15 protein-coding genes are annotated in these 19,310 nt (G+C 72.9%); 6 read left to right on the top strand and 9 right to left on the bottom strand.

From position 1 onward, the window contains the following. The first annotated feature begins 36 nt into the window (after positions 1-36). The 3 genes from E1264_RS01055 (at position 37) to E1264_RS01045 (ending at position 1,672) form a co-directional block, all read left to right on the top strand. Positions 37-513, top strand: coding sequence for a GNAT family N-acetyltransferase (locus E1264_RS01055; protein ID WP_132168584.1), 477 nt, complete (start codon positions 37-39; stop codon positions 511-513). 9 nt (positions 514-522) lie between these two features. Next, complete coding sequence (gene coaE, locus E1264_RS01050) at positions 523-1,113, top strand: dephospho-CoA kinase (RefSeq protein WP_132168558.1); 591 nt, start codon at positions 523-525, stop codon at positions 1,111-1,113. 157 nt (positions 1,114-1,270) lie between these two features. Beyond that, positions 1,271-1,672: an SSI family serine proteinase inhibitor gene (locus E1264_RS01045; protein WP_132168556.1), complete on the top strand. Its 402-nt coding sequence runs from the start codon at positions 1,271-1,273 to the stop codon at positions 1,670-1,672. A 27-nt stretch (positions 1,673-1,699) separates the two neighbouring features. Here E1264_RS01045 and E1264_RS01040 read toward each other — a convergent pair whose 3' ends face one another. After that, the gene (locus E1264_RS01040; protein ID WP_132168554.1) at positions 1,700-7,564 is read right to left on the bottom strand and encodes a TIR domain-containing protein; all 5,865 of its coding nucleotides are present in this window, start codon (positions 7,562-7,564) and stop codon (positions 1,700-1,702) included. A gap of 99 nt (positions 7,565-7,663) precedes the next feature. On the opposite strand from E1264_RS01040, the gene E1264_RS01035 reads away from it, so the two are divergent. Beyond that, positions 7,664-8,887 (top strand): SLC13 family permease, encoded by a 1,224-nt coding sequence (locus E1264_RS01035; protein WP_132168552.1) that lies wholly within the window; start codon positions 7,664-7,666, stop codon positions 8,885-8,887. Positions 8,888-8,906: 19 nt separating this feature from the next. Here the strand turns inward: E1264_RS01035 and E1264_RS01030 are convergent, their stop codons facing one another. From E1264_RS01030 to E1264_RS01020, 3 genes are read right to left on the bottom strand one after another with little or no spacing between them, the layout of a single operon-like run. Then, positions 8,907-9,800 carry an inositol monophosphatase gene (locus tag E1264_RS01030; protein ID WP_243710685.1) on the bottom strand — a complete coding sequence of 298 codons (894 nt, stop codon included), beginning with the start codon at positions 9,798-9,800 and terminating at the stop codon, positions 8,907-8,909. Next, a complete protein-coding gene (locus E1264_RS01025) occupies positions 9,797-10,516 on the bottom strand; it encodes a hypothetical protein (RefSeq protein ID WP_132168550.1) in 720 nt (239 codons plus the stop codon). Before E1264_RS01025 ends, E1264_RS01030 begins: the two co-directional genes overlap by 4 nt. A 44-nt stretch (positions 10,517-10,560) precedes the next feature. Then, on the bottom strand, positions 10,561-11,574 hold the full coding sequence (locus tag E1264_RS01020) for a hypothetical protein (RefSeq protein WP_132168548.1): 1,014 nt from the start codon (positions 11,572-11,574) through the stop codon (positions 10,561-10,563). Positions 11,575-11,818: 244 nt separating this feature from the next. On the opposite strand from E1264_RS01020, the gene E1264_RS01015 reads away from it, so the two are divergent. Both E1264_RS01015 and uvrB read left to right on the top strand, forming a co-directional pair. Continuing rightward, positions 11,819-12,970, top strand: a complete 1,152-nt coding sequence (locus tag E1264_RS01015; protein ID WP_132168546.1) for a histidine kinase — start codon at positions 11,819-11,821, stop codon at positions 12,968-12,970. A gap of 108 nt (positions 12,971-13,078) precedes the next feature. Next, on the top strand, positions 13,079-15,196 hold the full coding sequence (gene uvrB / locus E1264_RS01010; RefSeq protein ID WP_132168544.1) for an excinuclease ABC subunit UvrB: 2,118 nt from the start codon (positions 13,079-13,081) through the stop codon (positions 15,194-15,196). A gap of 31 nt (positions 15,197-15,227) precedes the next feature. Here uvrB and E1264_RS45015 read toward each other — a convergent pair whose 3' ends face one another. The 5 genes from E1264_RS45015 to E1264_RS00985 all read right to left on the bottom strand — a co-directional run bounded on the left by E1264_RS45015 (position 15,228) and on the right by E1264_RS00985 (position 19,304). Further along, on the bottom strand, positions 15,228-16,064 hold the full coding sequence (locus E1264_RS45015) for a GNAT family N-acetyltransferase (RefSeq protein ID WP_132168542.1): 837 nt from the start codon (positions 16,062-16,064) through the stop codon (positions 15,228-15,230). A 50-nt stretch (positions 16,065-16,114) separates the two neighbouring features. Next, a complete protein-coding gene (locus E1264_RS01000) occupies positions 16,115-16,696 on the bottom strand; it encodes a hypothetical protein (RefSeq protein ID WP_243710684.1) in 582 nt (193 codons plus the stop codon). Between the two features lie 138 nt (positions 16,697-16,834). Next, positions 16,835-18,607 (bottom strand): ABC transporter ATP-binding protein, encoded by a 1,773-nt coding sequence (locus E1264_RS00995; protein WP_132168540.1) that lies wholly within the window; start codon positions 18,605-18,607, stop codon positions 16,835-16,837. Beyond that, positions 18,604-19,050, bottom strand: coding sequence for a lasso peptide biosynthesis B2 protein (locus E1264_RS00990; protein ID WP_132168538.1), 447 nt, complete (start codon positions 19,048-19,050; stop codon positions 18,604-18,606). Before E1264_RS00990 ends, E1264_RS00995 begins: the two co-directional genes overlap by 4 nt. Then, on the bottom strand, positions 19,047-19,304 hold the full coding sequence (locus tag E1264_RS00985; RefSeq protein ID WP_132168536.1) for a lasso peptide biosynthesis PqqD family chaperone: 258 nt from the start codon (positions 19,302-19,304) through the stop codon (positions 19,047-19,049). Before E1264_RS00985 ends, E1264_RS00990 begins: the two co-directional genes overlap by 4 nt. Between the last annotated feature and the right edge of the window lie 6 nt (positions 19,305-19,310).

The following is a 19,310-nucleotide window of genomic DNA, read 5'->3' as shown; positions in this document are numbered from 1 at the left end:
GCCGGGAGCGGGGTGGTGAGCGAGCCGGCCGTCGCGATCGAGCGGGCCGTCCCGGACGACGCCGGGGAGCTGCTGACCGTCCAGCGCGCCGCCTACGTCACCGAGGCGCAGCTGTACGGCGACCCGTTCATCCCCCCGCTGGTCGAGTCGGCCGGGCAGCTCCGGAAGGTCCTCGCCGGGGACGCGGTGGTGCTGAAGGCCGTGCTGGGCGGACGCCTCGTCGGCGCCGTCCGCGCCCAGTTCGGCGACCGGACGTGCCTCGTCGGGCGGCTCGTCGTCGTCCCGGATCTGCAGGGCCGCGGGATCGGCGGGCGGCTCCTGCGCGCGCTGGAGGACGAGGTGGCCGGGCGCGCCGACGCGTGCGTCCTGTTCACCGGGCACCTCAGCGAGACGAACCTGCGCCTGTACCGGCGGCTCGGTTACGCCGAGACGCACCGGGAGCGCGTCGCGGCGCATCTCACGCTCGTCCACATGCGCAAACCCCTCGTCCCGGCCGCTAAGGCCGGCGGCTAGGGTGAGTCCGTGCTGAAAGTGGGACTCACCGGCGGGATCGGATCGGGCAAGAGCGAGGTGTCGGCCCGCCTCCGCGAGCACGGCGCCCTCGTCATCGACGCCGACAGGATCGCCCGCGAGGTGGTCGAGCCGGGCACCCCGGGCCTCGCCGCCGTCGTCGCGGAGTTCGGCGAGGACGTCCTGCTCCCGGACGGCGGCCTCGACCGCGAGAAGGTCGGCCGGATCGTGTTCTCCGACCCGGAGCGGCTCGCGGCGCTGAACGCGATCGTCCACCCGCTGGTGGGGGAGCGGACGAAGGAGCTGATGGACGCCGCCCCCGCCGATGCCGTCGTCGTCTACGACGTCCCGCTCCTCGCGGAGAACGGCCTCGCGGAGATGTACGACGAGGTCGTGGTCGTGGACGCCCCCGAGGAGGTCCAGCTCGACCGGCTGGTCGCCCGGCGCGGCATGACGGAGGAGGACGCCCGCGCCCGCATGGCCAGCCAGGCGTCCCGCGCGGACCGCCGCGCCGTCGCGACCCGCGTCATCGACAATTCCGGCACGCTCGATGATCTGAAGTCCCAGGTCGACGCCCTCTGGGAATCCCTCACCCGGAATTGATGGGCCCCATTATGGGGCGCACTTAATCCGGCACATGGCGTGATCATGCTGGTGCGTTGGGAGACGCGTCCGCGGTGTGGCCGCATTCGGACGTTGTGGCATCTCCAATGAATGGTGTAATCAGGGTTGAACCGCTCCATTTTTTGAAGGAGATGTCATGGCGAGCGTCACGTTTCGCGCGATTCTGGGAATGAGCCTGGTCGCGGGTGGTGTCGCGGTGGCGGCCCCCGCCGTCGCCGCCGACTCGGCCGGGTTACCGACGGAGCTCAAGCTCTCCGTCGTCCTGCAGAAGGAAGGGAAGCCCCGCTACGCGACCCTGACCTGCGATCCCGTCGGCGGCACCCACAAGAACGCCGCGGCCGCCTGCGCCGAGCTGGCCCTGGCGGGCGGGGACATCGCGAAGGTCCCGCCGCAGCGGGCCGGGTGCCTTCAGGTCTGGATCCCGGTGGACGCCGCCGCGACCGGGTATTGGAAGGGCGCGCCCATCAAGCCGTTCTCCAAGACCATCACCAACGACGGGTGCGCCAGGATCTATTACGGCCACGTCTTCGACTTCTGACGGCCGGACTTCCGGCGGCCGGACGCCTCAGAAGGGCGCGTCCAGGGGGAGCTGGTGGACTTCGCGTAGGTAGGCGTCCAGTTCCCCGGGCTCGAAACGGCACATGCCCACGGCGTACCAGAATTCCGCGGTGGCGTTGCCCTCCCATTTGTAGCGGCCGTCGGGCGCCAGGGCGGCCCATCCTTCGGCGAGGCCGAGGAGGGTGGCGCGGCGCGCGGGGGCGGCGCGGTCGGTGACGTCCCAGAGGATGATGGCGCCGTCGTCTCCGGCGGTGGCGAGGTGCGCCCCGTCCGGGCTGAACGCGACCGACCAGATGCGGCGGGTGTGGCCGGTGAGGGTGTGGACGGTCTCGCCCGTGGACGGGTCCCAGAGGCGCACGACCATGTCGTCGCCCGCGCTTGCGAGCAGGGTCCCGGACGGGTGGAACGCGGTCGTCCACAGGCGGCCCGTGTGGCCGGTGAGGGTGTGCGGGCACTCCCCGGTGGACGGGTCCCAGAGGCGGACGGTCCCGTCGTTGCTTGCGCTTGCGAGGGTCTCCCCAGAGGGCGAGAACGCCACGCGGTAGACGCGGTCGGTGTGGCCGCGCAGTTCGGCGGTGAGTTCGCCGGTGCTCGGATGCCAGAGCCGGACGAGACCGTCGTCGCAGCCCGTCGCGACCAGGGCGCCGCCCGGCTGGAAGTCGATGGAGCGGACGCGGCCCTTGTGGTCGGCGAGGTTGACGATCTCGCGGCCGGTCGTCCAGTACCAGAGCCGGACCGTGTCGTCGTCGTTGGCGGTGGCGAGAACGTCGCCCGCGGGCGAGAACGCCTGCGCCCACACGTGGTCGGTCTCCGCGTTCAGCTCGCGCTCGAACGTGCCGGTCCCGGCCTGCCACAGGTGGACGCCGCCGTCGTTGGTGGCGGTGGCGAGCTGGGAGTCGCGGGTGTTGAACGCGGCGGAGGTGAGGTTGTCGGCGACGCCGCGCAGCTCGCGGATCATCCGCCCGGAGCGCGGCTCCCAGAGCCGGACCAGGCCGTCGTTGCCGCTGCTGGCGAGCATGCCGCCGTCCGGGCTGAACGCGACGCCGGTGACGCGGCGGCCGTGGCCGCGCAGCACGACGCGGCACTGCCCGGTCTCGGCGTCCCAGAGCCGGGCCGTGCCGTCGTTGCTGCTGGTGGCGAGCTGGGCGCCGTCCGGGCGGAACGCGAAAGGCCACACCGCGCCGCGGTGCCCGGCCAGTTCGAGGCGCTGCCGGCCGGTCCGCGGGTCCCAGAGGCGGACGGCCCCGGCGCTGTCGGCGGTGGCGAGGCGGCCGCCGTCCGGGCTGAACGCGGCCTGGTAGATGGCGCCCCGGTGGCCCTGCAGGGTGGTGCGCTGGCGGCCGTCCTCCCAGATGCGGACGGACGCGTTGGTGTCGCCGGTGACGAGGATGTTCCCGTCCGGGTGGAACGCGATGGCGTAGACGCGGCCGGTGTGGCCGAGGAGTTCCTGGCTGATCTCGCCGGTGCGGATGTCCCAGAGGCGGACGGCGCCCTCCTGGTCTCCGGCCGCCAGGAGAGAGCCGTCCGGGTGGAACACGGCCCGGTAGACGGCGCCGCGGTGGCCGGTCAGCTCGCGCTGGAGGGCGCCTGTGGCGAGGTCCCAGACGCGTAGCGTTCCGCCCGCGTCGCCGGTGACCATGAGCGAGCCCGCCGGGTCGAACACAGCCGTGTAGACGGGCGCGGTGTGGCCGGACAGCTCGTGCAGAAGGGTGCCGGACGCGGCGTCCCAGACGCGGATGGTCCCGTCGGCGGCGCCCGCTGCGATGAGGTTCGCGCCCGATGGGGCCTGCCCGCCGACGACCACGGGCCACACCCCCTCGGGGTGGACGGTGAAGGTGTGGGCGGTGTGGCCGGTGGCGAGGTCCCAGATGCGGACGGTGCCGTCCGCGGAGCCGCTCGCCAGGAGGTTCCCCTGGGCGTCGAACGCGACCGCGTAGGTGCGGTCGGTGTGGCCCTGGAGCGTGCGCAGCGGAACGCCCGTGATGGCGTCGCACACCAGGACGCCGCCGTCCTCGCTGCCCACGGCCAGGACCGAGCCGCCCGGGCTGTAGGCAAGGGGGTGGGGGAGGCGGCTCGTCTGGAAGTGGAAGCCGTACGGGACACCGACGGCGGGCGGGGCGACCTGGATGTCGATGGGGCGCCCTGGGGCGATCGCCGCCTCGCGCAGTTCCGGCGCGTCGGCGATCCGGGCGGGGAGCACGGCGTCCACGAGGGCGGCGCGCGTCCAGCGGCTGCCGTCGACGGCGACGTCCCGCAGGTCGGCGCGGGCCAGGCGGGCCCGGGACAGGTCCGCGCCGCGCAGGTCGGCTCCGGTCAGGTTCGCCTCGTCCAGGCGCGCCCCGGCGAGGGACGCGTCCCGCAGGACGGCCCGCGACAGGTTGGCGCCGACGAGCTGCGCGTCGGTGAGGTCCGCCCCGGTGAGATCGACCTCCTGCAGATCGCGGTAGGACAGGTCCTCGCCCTGGAGGCGCGCGCCGCGCAGATCGGTGCGCGCCGGGGTGCGCAGCCGTGTCGTGATGCGGATCGCGTTGGCGCGGGCCGTGTCGTCCGCGTCGGGGTCGGCGAGCACCCCGGCCGCCCACTCCTGGCATGCGCGGGTGTCGGCGAGGTCGCACAGGAAGTCGACGGTCAGCTGGGTCAGCGCACGGCGGCCCAGCGCGGACGGCGCCGCGCCCCGGGCGAACTCGTCCGCGATGTGCCGTGCGACCAGCCATTCCATGACGGACACGTGGATGAACCCGAACAGGCCCTCGTCGGTGCGGATCAGCAGGCTTCCGGCGCCGACCGCGTGCGTCACCTGGTGCGGCGACATGCGCCCCCCGGCGAGGCCGGTGAGGGCGTCCGCGACGTCGGTGAGCTCGGCGAGGCGCAGGAACTGCTCGTTGCCCTCCCAGAGCCGTAGCGCGAGCGTCCCCACGGCGCGCCACATGTCCTCGGCCTTCAGCCCGGACGGGCCGCCCGAGCCGCCGACCCGGTCGGCCTCGTAGGCCAGCCACGACGACAGGATCTCCTGGTACAGGTCGGCGGGGCTGACGGCACGGCGCGCCTGCGCGACCGCGCGGAGCCGGTCTTCGGGCAGGTCGGCGATGAACGACAGCATCCGCGGGTTGGACGTCAGCGCCAGCAGTTCCTCGATGCCCGCCAGGAGGTCCAGCCGCGCCTCTGCCGCGGCCTCGTCCCCGTACCGGTTCAGCAGGTACGAGCGGACCTGCGGCGGCGCGAACTCCTCCAGCCCCAGGACGCGGCGGTGCGGCAGCACGCCGACCTTCTCGCCCAGCGCAGTGAGGACCTGCGCCTGCGACTTGAAGTGCTGCGTGCGGCTCGCCACCACGATCTTGGCCTTGTCCTGGGCGGCCTGCAGAAGCGTGTCGAGGTGGTCGGCGGCCTTGTCGTAGGTCATCCGCGTGACGAGCTCGTCGAACCCGTCGAAGAGCAGCACGATGCGTCCCTGGCGGAGCATGTAGTGGAACGCCTTGAGGTCGATGAGCTCCTCGCCGTGGTTGGCCAGGTGCGCGGCGACGAGACCGTCCACCGAGTGCGCCTTGTCCAGGGCGCGCAGCTCGATCAGGATCGGGATGACGTGCGGGAGCTCCTGCGGGACGCGGCGGGCGAGCTCGCGCAGGGCGAAGGTCTTGCCGCGGCCGAAGTCGCCGAGCAGCAGCAGGAACCGGCCGTGGTCGGCGGCCAGAAGGCGCAGCATCTCGCCGACGACGTCCTCGTGGACCTCCGTGATCGATCGGTTCTCCTCGCCGGACGCGGTGTCGCCGCGGAGCCGGTCGAGTTCCCGGTAGCGCTGCGGCACGTACAGGGTCGGCGGGTAAAGACCGCCTGCGGAGAGCCGTCCCGTCTGGGCCGTCACGTACTCCGACAGGTCGAGGAGCCCCTGGAACTCGGTGAGGCTGCGCACGCGGATGCCGCGCCGGAGCGCGTCGTCGCGTAGGGAGCGGGCCGGTGCGGGCCCCAGGTACACCAGTTCGGACCCGTGGTCGGTGCCGTCGGCGTGCACGTGGCGGACGAACGCGTCCACGTCCGCCTCGGTCACCTGGCCGACATGGGCGCCGATGCGGTACTGCCGGACGAACCCGTCCTCCAAGTGGGTCAGCAGCAGGTGCGGCGGGTCTGCCCGGCCGTCCTCGCCCGGCGGCGGGACGATGCGCCGGATGGTCGCGCGCTCGAAACGCGTCTCGCACGCCTCCGTCAGGCGGTCGAGCAGCTGCGCCGTGGGGTCGGGCACGGGGTCGACGGCCCCGTTCGCCCTGGGACCGATCTCCGGGACGGGCGGTGCCGGCGGGGTCTCCGCGGGCGGGAACGTTCCCTGGACGCTCGACCAGGGCACGTCGAGCCGTTCCGGGCCTCGCCGCTCGGCGTCCTCGGGGATCCACCTGTCGAGGCCGTCGCGCCGCATGACGACGATCTGGTGCCGTCCAGGGCCGAGCGCCGGGACGCACGGGACGCCATTGCCGAGCAGGGGAACGGCGCCGAATTCCGACTGCGTCCCTTGGAAGAACAGGTTGATGTGGCCGCCGAGCAGCATCTCGATGGTCTCTGGGTCGCGCAGCGCACCCGGCTCACCGGCGATGGGGGTGTGTTCGATCGCGCCCAGGCGCAGCCATCCCTCGTCCTCGAAATGGCGGAGGCGCTCGTTGAACCAGGCCGCCTGCGCGCGCCCGACCCGCCCGTAGCGGTCCGCCTCGCGGTGGGACTGCGGCAGCGTCGAATTGAGACCGGCGACCACGACCCGCAGATCCGGGATGGGGAACAGCGTCCACGGCTGCGCGCTGTCGAAGATGAGCGCGTCTATGCCCTGGTAGAACTCCTTGAACAGCCCCGCGTAGTGGCGCCATTTCGGCCAGTACGGCGGCTGCGGCTCAATGTCGTCGGCCTCGCAGCTGGAGAAGTACGCCTGGCACGCGGCTCGTGTCACGTCGTGCGTGCCAGGGACGATCACGACGCGCTGCGCCTCAAGCCCTAGAAGCGCGCGCAGGCTCGTCAGGAACGACAGCGCCTCGGCGAACTCCTTGCGGCTCCCCGAATGGGTGATGTTGCCGGTGACGACGAGCAGTTCCGGGCGCGGCACTCCCGAATCGGCCAGCCGCGTCACATCGCTCCAGATGCGGTCCTGCAGCTCGCTGGCCGTGGTGGGTTCGCCGGGCTCGGCGAGCGTCCGCCCGAAGCGGGGGCCCGAGATGTGCAGGACGCTGAGGTGCTCGCGCGGCTCGTCGCGGCCCTCGTCGGCCGCGGGGAACGCCGGCGCGGCCACGGGCGCCCGCCGGGCGGGCCGCTCCCCGGCCGGCTCCGGCCGCCCGCCGCCGTCCTCGCGGCCCTCAGACGCCTCCAGACGGCCCTGGAGCGGCGGCCTGGACTGCGGGAGCCCCGGGCCCGGCCCGGGGAAGCCAGGGCCGTCCTGGGGACGCGCGTGGCCGGCGAGGGCCTCCTCGATGCGCCGCATCAGCAGCCCGCGCGCCTCGTCGGGGTCGGCGATCCCGACCAGGTCCACGTAGGTGATCGTCGACAGCAGCCCGTCGATCGGGCAGTCCTCGATGCGGACCGTGACCAGCTTCCGGGCGGGGTCGTCCGGGTCGGCCCTCAGCGCCGCCATCCACTCCAGCCGCCCGTACCTGGAACGCAGGTAGTTGCTCGACAGCACCGCCACCACGGCCTTGGCCTCCGACAGGCCCCGGTCCATGAAGTCGATGAAGTTGGTGCCGGGCACGAAGTCCCACGCCTGCATCATCGTCCGGTGCCCGGCGGCCTCCAGCTGCCAGGCGATCCAGGACGCCCACCGCTCGTCCGCGGGGGAGTAGCTGATGAAGAAGTCGGTCGGACGCTCCTGCCTGGCGTTGTGTCGGTGCTCGTCGCCGGGGGGTGTCATGCCGCCAGTATCCCGCTCTGGGACGGGGAATTCAGCGTGCCGTGCCGCCTTGAGGATCATGTCGTCCGGCGCCCGGGAGCGCTATGGGATCATGGCGCGGTGTCAGCCCGGATCGAGACCGCGCGGCGCGCGGCGCGCGCGCTGGGCGTTCTCGACTGGATCCGTATCGGCGTCCTCGTGCTCGGCGTGGCCTTCGTCGCTACAGGGCTGCTGCCTGCCGAAACGGCCCGGTCCAGTGTCGGACGGGTCGCGCCCCTGCTGCTGTTCTTGTTCAGCGTCATCATCCTGGCGGAGCTCACCAAGGAGGCCGGGGTCTTCGACGCGATCGCGCAGCGGCTGGCGCGGGCCGGGCGCGGCAACTACGGCGCGCTGTTCGTGCTCTGCGTGGCGTTCGCGTCGCTGACCACCATCTTCCTGAACCTCGACACGACCGCCGTGCTGCTGACACCGGTCATGCTGGCGCTGGCGGCGCGCGCGCGGATCGCGACCCTCCCGCTGGCCATGACCACCGTGTGGCTGGCCAACACCGCGAGCCTTCTGCTGCCCGTATCGAATCTGACCAATTTGCTGGCCGCCGACCGGGTCGCGCTGGAGACCCGCGAATTCGCCGCGCGCATGTGGGCGCCTCAACTCGCGGTCCTGGCCGTCACGATGGCGCTTCTCTGGGCGTTCTACTGGCGGCGGAGCATGCGCGGTGAGGACTCCTACGACACGCCAGAGCCCGCGCCCATCAAGGACCGCGTGCTGTTCTTCGCCACCGGGCTCGCGTGCCTCATCTTCATCGGCGCGATTCTGGCCGGCGTCCACACCGGCGTCCAGCTCGGCATCGCCGCGACGATCCCCGCCGCAGTGGCCGTCGGCGTCTTCGCCGTCCGTGACAGGGCGAGCCTGCGTCCCACGCTGATCCCGTGGCAGCTCATGGTGTTCGTCACGGGCCTGTTCCTGGTCGTGCCCGCGCTCGAACGGTTCGGGCTGGACGACGCCATGCGCGCCCTGGTGGGCGGCGACGACGGCGTCGCGGGCGCGTTCCGGGCCGCGTTCGCCGGCGCGGGGTTGTCGAACGTCCTCAACAACCTGCCCGCCTATGTGGCGGGGGAGTCGGCCGTGCCCGCCTCCAACAGCGACCAGCTTCTGTCACTGCTCATCGGGACGAACGTGGGGCCCGTCATCACGCCGTGGGGCTCGCTGGCCACGCTGCTGTGGTTCGAGTGGTGCCGCCGCTGGGAGGTCCGGGTCCCGATCCGCAAGTTCGTCCTCACGGGGACGGTCCTGGCGGTCGCGGGCTGTGCGGCCACCGTTCCGGCGCTGCTCGTGACCGGGTGACGGCCGTGGCGGCGGCTGTTCAGGCGACGTGGCCGTTCCGGCCGCCCCCGCCCAGGCGCGCCGTGATCTTCGTCGTGGTCTCCAGAAGGCGGTCGAGCAGTTCCGGACGCGCCGCCACGAACCCCAGCTCCGACGCCGGGCGGTCGATGCCGAGCTCGTACGGGCGCCCGTCCAGGCGGCGCAGTTCGGCACCGGCCTCGGCGGCCAGCAGCACCCCGGCGGGCAGGTCCACGATCTCCGGCAGGTAGCCGACGATCCCGTCAATGTCGCCGCGCGCCAGCATCGTCCACGCCACCAGCGGTGCCCATAGCTGCAGCATCCGCGCGCACTGGTCCTCCAGGGCCGAGCGCATGGCGAACGCCACCGGATCGCTCGACTTGACCTGATGCCCTTGCGTCCACGCCAGGACGGGATTCTTCTCCCGCCCAGGCCGCGGATGGTCGGCGAGCGTCAACGGCCCACCGTCCGGGCCGACGGCGCCCCGCCCGCGCACGGCGGACCACGTCCTTCCCGTCACCGGGTCGTGGACGACCCCCAGAACGGGCTCTGCGCGCGCGCACAACGCCAGGCCCACCGCATAGACGGGCATGCCGATCGCGACGTTGTTGGTGCCGTCCAGGGGGTCGACGAGCCAGACCATCTCCTCGCCGGGCGCGCCCTCCAGGACACCGGACTCCTCGGCGATGATGCGATGCCCCGGGTACGCGTCCCGAAGCACGCCGACGATCAGCTCCTCGGCGGCCAGGTCGAGATCGGTCACCACGTCCGCGCCCGTGCCCTTCGCGGTGACGGCCAGGGGCCCGCCCACACCGGCGCTGAGCAGTTCGCCCGCCGCCTCGGCGGCCGCCACGGCCACGCGGCGGGCCGCCGACAGATCGACGGGAAGGGCCGGGGACGGGGTCATGGATCTCATCGGGCCTTTCCAGCCGGGTCGGGTGCGGATGGGGCCGGTGCACGGGACGGATGAGCGGAGGCGATGCTGCGGGCGGAGCGCCGCAGGGCCCGCACCGTGTCGGCATGGTCGGAACGTGCACGATGCACCCGGTGAGTGGGCGTGTCCAGAGGGCCGAGCGACAGATCGCCACCGCCGGGCGTCTGCCGGCCCAGGGCGACCGTGGCCGCCTCCTTGCCGTCCTCGATGAGCGTGGTGTGGAACACACCGGCCGGCAGGGTGTACGACTCGCCGGTCCGGTGGGCGCTGGAACGGCCCGGCGCGTACCGGACGGCGCGTCCGGTGGCCCTCAGCTCGTCCACGTCGCCCTGGCTCACGACCTCGAATATCTGCTGCGTCGCATCACCCTGGGACTCTGCGCCGGCGTTCGCCCGGATGTCCATCCGCACGTTCCGCACCGTCCCGTACAGGACGAAGCTCAGCAGATCCCAGCTGTGGCAGTGCACCAGCGACGTGGTGGACGGCGCCGGGCTCACCTCCGGCGTCCAGATGTGCAGGCACACGCCGAAATCGCCCTCGCGCTCCACGGGAAGGCACACGAAACCCAGGGGATGCCGTAGGGCCGGGACAGGGGAACGACCTGCCGCGACGTCGTCCAGGACGCCTCTGGCCCAGGCCGGGAGCGTCCGCGCCGCGGTACCGGCGTCGATCTCCCGGCGGATGTCCTCGTACCTCACTTCGTCACCAGTTCACGGTCACTCGTCGGCACTCGTGATCACCGTCACTCGTAGGGGTCTCTGGCCCGCAGCGCCTTCCGGATGATCTCGATCACGTCGCGGTCGGTGTAGCCCTGCGCGAGGTCGATCCCGATCACCTCGAAGAGCTTGCGGACCTCCTCGACGGTCGGCTCGTCGTCCAGCGGAGCCAGCCGCGCCTGCTCGACGGGGACGCGGCGCGCCTGGTCCAGGCTGGTCTGCAGCTCCGCGCTCACCCAGCTGTAATAGAACTTGTTGCTGTCGATGACGAGCGCCTCACCGCGCGGGTCGTCGCGGGTGACCACGACCCGCGACGCCGCGAGGTCGTAGCGCAGCGTCGTCATGGTCCGCGCCAGGCCGATGTCGATGTCGAGCATGGCGAACCGCTGCTTGTGCCAGCACGCCGCCAGGATCGTCGCGTACGCCTCCTTGCGGGTGCGCTCCAGCGTCCACGGCTCGCCCGTCGCGTCCGGGCCGTCCGACACCGAACGGCGGTGCCGCGCATACGCCTCGCAGACCTCCACGTCGGTGGGGTCGAGGATCTCCAGGCGGAACAGCAGCGTCCGGCGCTCCCTGCGCGCCGCCGCCACGCACTCGGGCAGCGTCCGCGCCCGGATGTAGGTGCCCGTCCCGCCCTTGAAGAACCACCGGTCGGTGTCGCGGCGGGCCTCTTCGAGCACCTGCGCCACCTGCGCGCCGCTGATGACGCGGACGACCGTGGTCTCGTCCAGCGCACGCTTGGTGTCGGACAGGACGCCCTCGAACGCCTCGATATGGGACAGCCTGCCGCTCAGGTCGTCCAGCGTGGACGAGGACGCCCGCAGCGTGTCGCGCACCTCCGCCTCGACGGGAACGCGGCGCCCGCGGTCCCGCAGCACCGACGTCGCCAGCAGGCCGATCACCGCCAGGATCGCGCTGTTGGTGATCTCCGCCTCGTTGTCGAACTGCACACCGAGTCCGATCACCGCGACGACGACGGCGAGGATCAGCGCGATCACGGCGTCGGCGTTCTTCCCGAACCAATTGGTGAAGCGGGTCATGTTCTGCGGTTACCCCGTCCTGGGTCGGCGCCGGGAGGCGCTTCGGGGCGCGGTTCGGGGGCGTGCGGGGGTCGTCCCTGTCGAACAGCACGGTCGGCGCCGTCATCGTAACCACAGCACCCGGAGCCCGGGAAAGTCCCGCGGACAGGGGGATTCGCGTGCCTCTGCGGCGGTGCGCCCCCGCATGTCGCCGTTGCTACCAGGACGACCTTTGCTACCCAGCGGTCGCTATAGGCTTCGTCGCATGCACGTGCGGGGCTGGTGGTCGTCCGCGTGGCCTTCGCAGCGGTCACGCGCGCTCGACATTGCCATCGCCGTCACGCTCGCCGCGTTGGACGGCTGTTTCCTGTGGTTCGTCGACCAGAGCTTCTGGCTGCCGCCGCCGGTCGTGTCGGTGTCCAGCGTCATCCTCGGCCTCGCCACGGTCGTGCGGCGCGTCTACCCGGTCGGCCTGATGTTCTTCCTGCTCGTCTTCGGCACGATCACCGGAGCGGGCGCGTTCGCGGCGCTCGTCATCGTGTACTCGCTCGCCGCGTACACCACGTCCCGCAGGACGGTCGTGGGGCTCGCGGTGATCGGGTACATCAGCTCGCTCGCCTTCCCCGGGCCGACGTCGTCGAAGGAGTCCTTCCCGGCGCAGGCCATCTTCGGGGTCGCGTTCGTCGCCGTCCCCGTCCTGCTCGGCCTTTACATGGGCGCACGCAAGCAGCTCGTGGCCTCGCTCCAGGAGCGGGCGGCGCGCCTCGAACGGGAACAGCACCTCCTCGCAGAGCGCGCGCGGGGCGAGGAACGCACCCGTATCGCCCGGGAGATGCACGACGTGGTCGCCAACAGGATCAGCGTCATGGTCGTCCACGCCGGGGCCCTGAAGGCGATCGCCGTCCGCGACCCGAGCCGGGCCGCCGAGACCGCAGGCGTCATCGGCGACATGGGACGGCAGGCGCTGGAGGAACTCCGCCACGTCATCGGCGTCCTGCGGCAGGGCGAGGAGGTGCTGCCCCAGGAGGCGGTGACGCTGGCGCACGTCCGGGAGCTGGTCGGGCAGTCGGGCGCGGCGGGCCTCCGCGTCGACCTGGCGATCCGCGGGGAGGAGCGCCCCATGCCCGCCGCCGTGGGACGGACGGTCTACCGCCTCGTCCAAGAGGCGCTCACCAACGTCCACAAGCACGCGGGCGCCGCCGACACCCGCGTCGGTCTCGACCTGCTCCCGGAGGCCATCGAGGTCGAGATCGCCAACGACCCGCCCACCGCCCGCCCGGAGCACCGCCTGCCGAGCGGCGGGAACGGCCTGGTCGGGCTCCGCGAGCGCGTCACGGCCCTCGGCGGCAGCTTCGAGGCCGGGCCCCGCAGGGGCGGCTACGCCGTCCGCGCCAGGATCCCGCTCCCCGCCTCCTGACCCAGCCGCCGCTCCAGAGCGGCTGACCTGCTCCGATACGGAATGTCTGAGGGCTTGCGTACTGTTGGGGAAGCACGGGAGAACGCCGGACGAGGGGGAGGGGCGGCGATGCGGCCGATCACGGATCTGCGGCGGCGCGTGGCGCCGTTCGAGGTCGTCACCGAGATGACGCCGTCGGGCGACCAGCCGCAGGCGATCGCCGAGCTCGCCGCCCGCGTCCAGGCCGGCGAGAAGGACTCGGTGCTCCTCGGCGCCACCGGCACGGGCAAGACCGCCACGATCGCGTGGCTAGTGGAGAAGGTGCAGCGGCCCGTCCTGGTCATGCAGCCGAACAAGACCCTCGCCGCGCAGTTCGCCAACGAGCTGCGCGAGATGCTGCCGCACAACGCCGTCGAGTACTTCGTCTCGTACTACGACTACTACCAGCCCGAGGCGTACATCCCGCAGACCGACACCTACATCGAGAAGGACTCCTCGATCAACGACGAGGTCGACCGGCTCCGCCACTCGGCCACCAACTCGCTGCTCACCCGCCGCGACACCGTCGTCGTCGCGTCCGTGTCCTGCATCTACGGCCTCGGCACCCCGCAGGAGTACGTCGACCGGATGGTCCGGCTCAACGTCGGCCAGGAGATCGAGCGCGACGACCTGCTCCGCCAGCTCGTCGCCATGCAGTACACGCGCAACGACCTCGCGTTCACCCGCGGCACGTTCCGCGTCCGCGGCGACACGATCGAGATCATCCCGCAGTACGAGGAGCTCGCCGTCCGCATCGAGATGTTCGGCGACGAGATCGAGAAGCTCGCCACCCTGCACCCGCTCACCGGCGAGCTGATCACCGAGGACGAGGAGCTGTACGTCTTCCCCGCGTCCCACTACGTCGCCGGCCCAGAGCGGATGGAGCGGGCCATCCGCGACATCGAGGCCGAGCTGGAGGAGACGCTCGCCGTGATGGAGCGGCAGGGCAAGATGCTGGAGGCGCAGCGCCTGCGGATGCGCACCAGCTACGACGTCGAGATGATGCGGCAGGTCGGCACCTGCTCCGGCATCGAGAACTACTCCCGCCACATCGACGGCCGCGGCCCCGGCACCGCCCCCAACACCCTCCTCGACTACTTCCCCGAAGACTTCCTCCTCGTCATCGACGAGTCCCACCAGACCGTGCCGCAGATCGGCGCGATGTACGAGGGCGACGCGTCCCGCAAGCGGATGCTGGTCGAGCACGGCTTCCGGCTGCCGTCCGCCATGGACAACCGCCCCCTCAAGTGGGAGGAGTTCCTCGACCGCATCGGCCAGACCGTCTACCTGTCCGCGACGCCCGGCACGTACGAGATGAACCGCGTCAAGGGCGACGTCGTCGAGCAGGTCATCCGCCCGACGGGCCTCATCGACCCCGAGGTCGTCGTCAAGCCCACCAAGGGCCAGATCGACGACCTCATCCACGAGATCCGCGAGCGCACCGAGCGGGACGAGCGCGTCCTCGTCACCACCCTCACCAAGAAGATGGCCGAGGACCTCACCGACTACCTCCTCGAACTCGGCATCCAGGTCCGCTACCTGCACAGCGAGGTCGACACGCTGCGCCGCATCGAGCTGCTCCGCGAGCTGCGCGCCGGCGAGTACGACGTCCTGGTGGGCATCAACCTGCTCCGCGAGGGCCTCGACCTGCCCGAGGTGTCCCTCGTCGCGATCCTGGACGCCGACAAGGAGGGCTTCCTGCGCTCGGAGACGTCCCTCATCCAGACGATCGGCCGCGCGGCCCGCAACGTGTCCGGCCAGGTCCACATGTACGCCGACACGGTCACCCCGTCGATGGAGCGCGCGATCGACGAGACCAACCGGCGCCGCGCCAAGCAGCAGGCCTACAACGCCGAGCACGGCATCGAGCCGACCGCGCTCCGCAAGCGCATCGCCGACATCCTCGACTCCCTCGCCCGCGAGGACGCCGACACCGAGACCCTGATCGGCGGCGCCGGACGCCAGCAGAGCCGCGGCAAGGCGCCCGTCCCCGGCCTCGCGTCCCGCACCAGGGAGGTGGGCCGGCACGCCGCCGACCTGGTCGGCGAGCGCCCCCGCGAGGAGCTGGAGGCGATCATCGAGGAGATGACCGCCCAGATGCACCAGGCCGCCGCCGACCTGCAGTTCGAGCTCGCCGCCCGGCTCCGCGACGAGATCAAGGAACTCAAGCGCGAGCTCCGCGAGATGAAGGAGGCGGGCGTCAAGTAGCCGCCGCGCCCGCGCGCCACCCGCGCCCGGATCAGGCGAAGGTCAGTACCACGCGGTCCTCGACCGGACGGTAGCCGAGGCGCTGGTACACGCCGTTGCTGGTCGGGTTGGCGAGGTCGGTGAACAGCACGACCCCGGCGGCGCCCGCGTCCAGCGCGGCCCGCGTGACCGCGGCCGTGACCGCCGCCCCGTAGCCGCGGCGCCGGTGCCCCGCCGGCGTGTACACGGGCGCGACCCGCGCCACCCCGGCGACGGCCTGCGTCCGCCCGGCCACCGCCACGGGACGGCCGCCGACCTCCCAGAACGTGATGCAGCCGTCCGCGAGCCTGCGGTCGAGCACCGCCGGGTTCACGCCGCCGTGCCCGCCGGCCTCCCGGTCGAACGCCGCGAACCATTCCCGCAGCAGCGCACGGTCGGCGCCGCCCGCGACGCGCGCGGCGCCGTCCGGCGGCGGGTCGGGGACGCGCAGCCGGTCCAGCCGGTAGAGCCGCTGCCGCATCGTCACGCGTCCCGCCGCGCCCGTCTCGTCCAGCCACGTCCCGGCGAACGCGCCGGCGGCCGCCCGCGCCCCGTTGACGTCGGGCACCGCCTCGCCCCGCCGGGCCAGCGCCCGCGCCAGCTCCTGCGCGGCCCGTTCGGGCATCGCGCTCAGCAGCGGCGGATAGGCGCCCGTCCGCAGGACCGTGCCTTCGACGGGCCCGCCGTCCGCCCACCAGCCGAAGAGCGTCTTGCCGTAGACGCCGGGGCCCTGCTCGCGCAGGGTGCCGGTCACGGTGAGCGCCACGGTGTTCGCGACGGGGTCGCGGCGAAGGAAGCCGTCCGCCCGTGCAAGGAATTCTTGGAGATCGTCAGTGAGCGTCCAACCCATGCCTCAGCATGGCCATTTGGGCGGCCCGTCCGCACCTTGATTTCCCGCGCTCATGCCTGGGCGAGGGACGTGCGCGTCCGGCGGAGGTAGTAGGCGACGGTCGCGACCGCCAGCAGCGGGCCCCAGAGCAGCAGCGGCCCGTAGGACGCGACGAACAGCCCGAGCCTCCACCCTTCGAGGTGCACGATGGTGCCGTCCGGTGCGGTGAACTCGTCGAAGGTCGGCGTCATCGCCAGTGTCGCCAGGGTGAGGACGGCCGCGCCCACGCCCGCGGGGATCACGGCGGCCAGGGTCGGCACCCTGCGCCCGCGCAGCAGCGGGACCCAGCGGGGGAACACCTCCCCCCACTGGCTGACCAGCCCGACGGCCAGGAGCGCCAGCGCCTCGCTGAGGACGCTCAGCAGGATCGTGTAGCCCCACATGGGCATCCATGCGGGCAGATCGCCGCGCATGTCGCCGACGTCGCCCGTGAACGGGCCGATCGGGGCGCCGAAGCCGAGCGCGATCCGCCAGACGCAGGACGGCAGCACGGTCAGGCTCGCCGCATAGGCCGCGATCACCGCCCACCGGGGGACGCCCTCGACGGTCCTCCCATGCACCCGGCGAATGCCCGACATCAGTTTCCCCGCCACTGCGAAACCTTCCGATCACGTGTGAACCGCCCACCGCAAGTGAACGGCCCGCACCCGGCGCCGGGCCTCCCTCCCGGGCGTGATCCCGCTCCCCTCACCGGGTGAACGGTCCTCGTCCCACCGGACGGCCGGCGGCGGTCAGGGGTGCGCGGGTGCGTCCTCGCGGGGCCACGCGGTGGCGAGGCCGCGGTAGTAGGGGCTGGCCTCCATGAGCTCCTCGTGCCCGCCGGACGCGACGATCCTGCCCCCGTCCAGGACGATGACCTGGGCGGCGGCACGGACGGTGGTGAACCGGTGCGCGATCACCAGGAGCGCGCACCGCCGCGCGACCTCGCCGAGCGTCCGGTGCAGCGCCAGCTCGCTCTCCAGGTCGAGGTGGGACGTGGGCTCGTCCAGCAGCAGGAGCCGCGGCCGGGGGAGGAGCGCGCGGGCGATCGCCATGCGCTGCCGTTCGCCGCCCGACAGCTCCCGCCCGTGCTCGCCGACGCGGGTGTCCAGGCCGTGGGGGAGCCGCGCGACGAGGCCCCCCAGGTTGGTCATGCCGATCACTTCGCGGATCTCGCCGTCCCCGGCGTGCGGAGCGGCGTAGACCAGGTTGTCGCGGAGGGTGCCGTCCAGGATCGGGCACTCCTGCTCGACGAGCCCGATCCCGGCCCGGTGGCGGGACCTGCCCGTCGCGCCGGCCGCCACCCCGCCGGCCAGTACCTCCCCGCCGTCCGGGTCGTAGAAGCGCGCGGCCAGCGCGAAGATCGTCGACTTGCCCGCGCCGGACGGGCCGATCAGCGCCACATGGCCGTGCCGCGGCACCTCGAACGACACGCCTCGCAGGACCGGCCGCTCCGGCTGGTAGCCGAACCGGACGTCGCGGAACTCCAGCGCCGGGTGACGCCCGTCCTCCGGAGCCGCGTCGAGCGCCTGCGGCGGATCGCCGCCGGTCTCCCGTGCGCCGGTCTCCCGCGGGAGGGCGAGGGCCTCGGTGATGCGGTGCGCGGCGCCCGTCCCCTGCTGGACGGCGCTGAGCGACTCGAACAGCGCGCCCAGCGGCCCCGTCAGATAGAGCATGTAGAGCAGGAACGCGACGAGATCGCCGACGGAGCCGGCCCCGCCCGCGACGCGCGCCCCGCCGATCAGCAGCACCAGCAGGAACGACCCCGTCACCGCCAGCTCCGTCGCGGGCGCGACCAGCGCGTCGAACCCGGCCATCCGGACGCCGGCGGCGTGGGCGGCCCGGGCCCGGCCGCCGATGCGCTCGCTCTCCCGCGCCTCGGCCCGCGCGGCCTTGACGGTCCGGATCGCGCTCAGCGCCCGCTCCATGTCGGCGGCCATCTCGCCGGTCGCCCGCCGGCCGCGCAGCGACGCGGCCCGCATCCCGCGCAGCGCCGCGGCGAGCGCCGTCCCGGCGATCAGGACGACGGCGGCGACGCACGCGAACAGCGTCCAGTCGAGCCAGAGCATCAGCGCGATCGTGGCGGCCAGGCCGACGCTCCCCGTCACGGCGTCGGTGAGGCCGCCCGCGACGATCTGCCGCAGCGCGTAGGTGTCCGCGTCCGTCCGGGAGATCAGGTCGCCGACCCGGTGCCGGTCGTAGGCGGGCATGCGGAGCCGCAGCAGCCGGTCGATCAGGTTGAGCCGGATGCCGAGCACGATCCCCTCGCCGGTGCGCCCGAGCTGGAACCGGACCAGCGCCTGGACCAGTGCCTGGACGGCGAACAGCCCGACCAGCGCCGCCACCCCTCCCCACACCGTCCGGCCCGCTCCCGCGGCGTCGATCACGTCCCGCGCGACCAGCGGCTGGGCCAGCCCCAGCGCCGACGCGGCGAGGGTCAGCGCCACGGTGGCGGCGATCGGGCCGCGGTGCCCGGCGGCCAGCCGCAGCACGTCGCGCAACCCGCCGGGCGCGCCGGAGGTCACGGCGCCGGGCGGTCGCGCCGGCGGGGACGCGGCGGGACGGAGATCAGCGGGACGAGGTAGCCGTCCGGGACGTTCTCCTCGACGAGCCGCCCCTCCGCCTCCACCCACGCGTGCGCGCCGAAGGGGGGCAGCGTCCGCGCGCCGACGCACCACGTCGGCCAGCCGCCCCACAGCCGGCACAGCAGCGCCGTCGCGAGGGACCGGGGCAGGCAGCCGCGGGGACCGAGGCAGGTGAGGCTGACGCCGGTCACCGCGTCGCGCGCCGCCCGCGCCTGCTCGTAGGTGGCGGGCCGGGCGCCCGCGCGCAGGACGGCGAGGACCGTCTGGATGCGACCGGGCGGCAGGTGGGCGAGGAGCCGGGCCAGCGACACCGCGACCCTGGCCGCCGCGCGCCGCGCCGGCGGGCCCCCGGACGGGCGGTGCAGCGCGCTCGGCACGGTCACGAGGTCACCAGCCGGGCCGTCCGCAGGTGTTCCACCAGCGCGGTCACGTCCTGCAGCGCCTGCGCCGGGTCGACGTCGAACTCGTCGGCGAGGGCCGCGGCGGCCTGCGTCTCGCTGTCGCCCGCCGCCAGCCGCCTGAACACCGTCGCCGCGGTCGGGTTGAGCTGCCAGTAGTCTCCGCTGCGCTCGTCGAGCAGGACGGTCCCGTACGCGGTGTCCGCCGTGGACACGCCGGGACGCAGTCGCAGTGTCATCCGGTC

The organism is Actinomadura sp. KC216, from assembly GCF_004348535.1.
Classification (GTDB): Bacteria; Actinomycetota; Actinomycetes; order Streptosporangiales; family Streptosporangiaceae; genus Spirillospora.
Note: the sequence above shows the minus strand (reverse complement) of the source record. Positions and strands in the feature narration are given on the sequence as shown.

Bases quoted from the DNA above. Each gene is read 5' to 3' on its own strand.
- E1264_RS01045 (WP_132168556.1), top strand. From the start codon at position 1,271: ATGGCGAGCGTCACGTTTCGCGCGATTCTGGGAATGAGCCTGGTCGCG.
- E1264_RS45015 (WP_132168542.1), bottom strand. From the start codon at position 16,064: ATGGGTTGGACGCTCACTGACGATCTCCAAGAATTCCTTGCACGGGCG.
- uvrB (WP_132168544.1), top strand. From the start codon at position 13,079: ATGCGGCCGATCACGGATCTGCGGCGGCGCGTGGCGCCGTTCGAGGTC.
- E1264_RS00985 (WP_132168536.1), bottom strand. From the start codon at position 19,304: ATGACACTGCGACTGCGTCCCGGCGTGTCCACGGCGGACACCGCGTAC.
- E1264_RS01015 (WP_132168546.1), top strand. From the start codon at position 11,819: ATGCACGTGCGGGGCTGGTGGTCGTCCGCGTGGCCTTCGCAGCGGTCA.
- E1264_RS01020 (WP_132168548.1), bottom strand. From the start codon at position 11,574: ATGACCCGCTTCACCAATTGGTTCGGGAAGAACGCCGACGCCGTGATC.
- E1264_RS01030 (WP_243710685.1), bottom strand. From the start codon at position 9,800: ATGAGATCCATGACCCCGTCCCCGGCCCTTCCCGTCGATCTGTCGGCG.
- E1264_RS01040 (WP_132168554.1), bottom strand. From the start codon at position 7,564: ATGACACCCCCCGGCGACGAGCACCGACACAACGCCAGGCAGGAGCGT.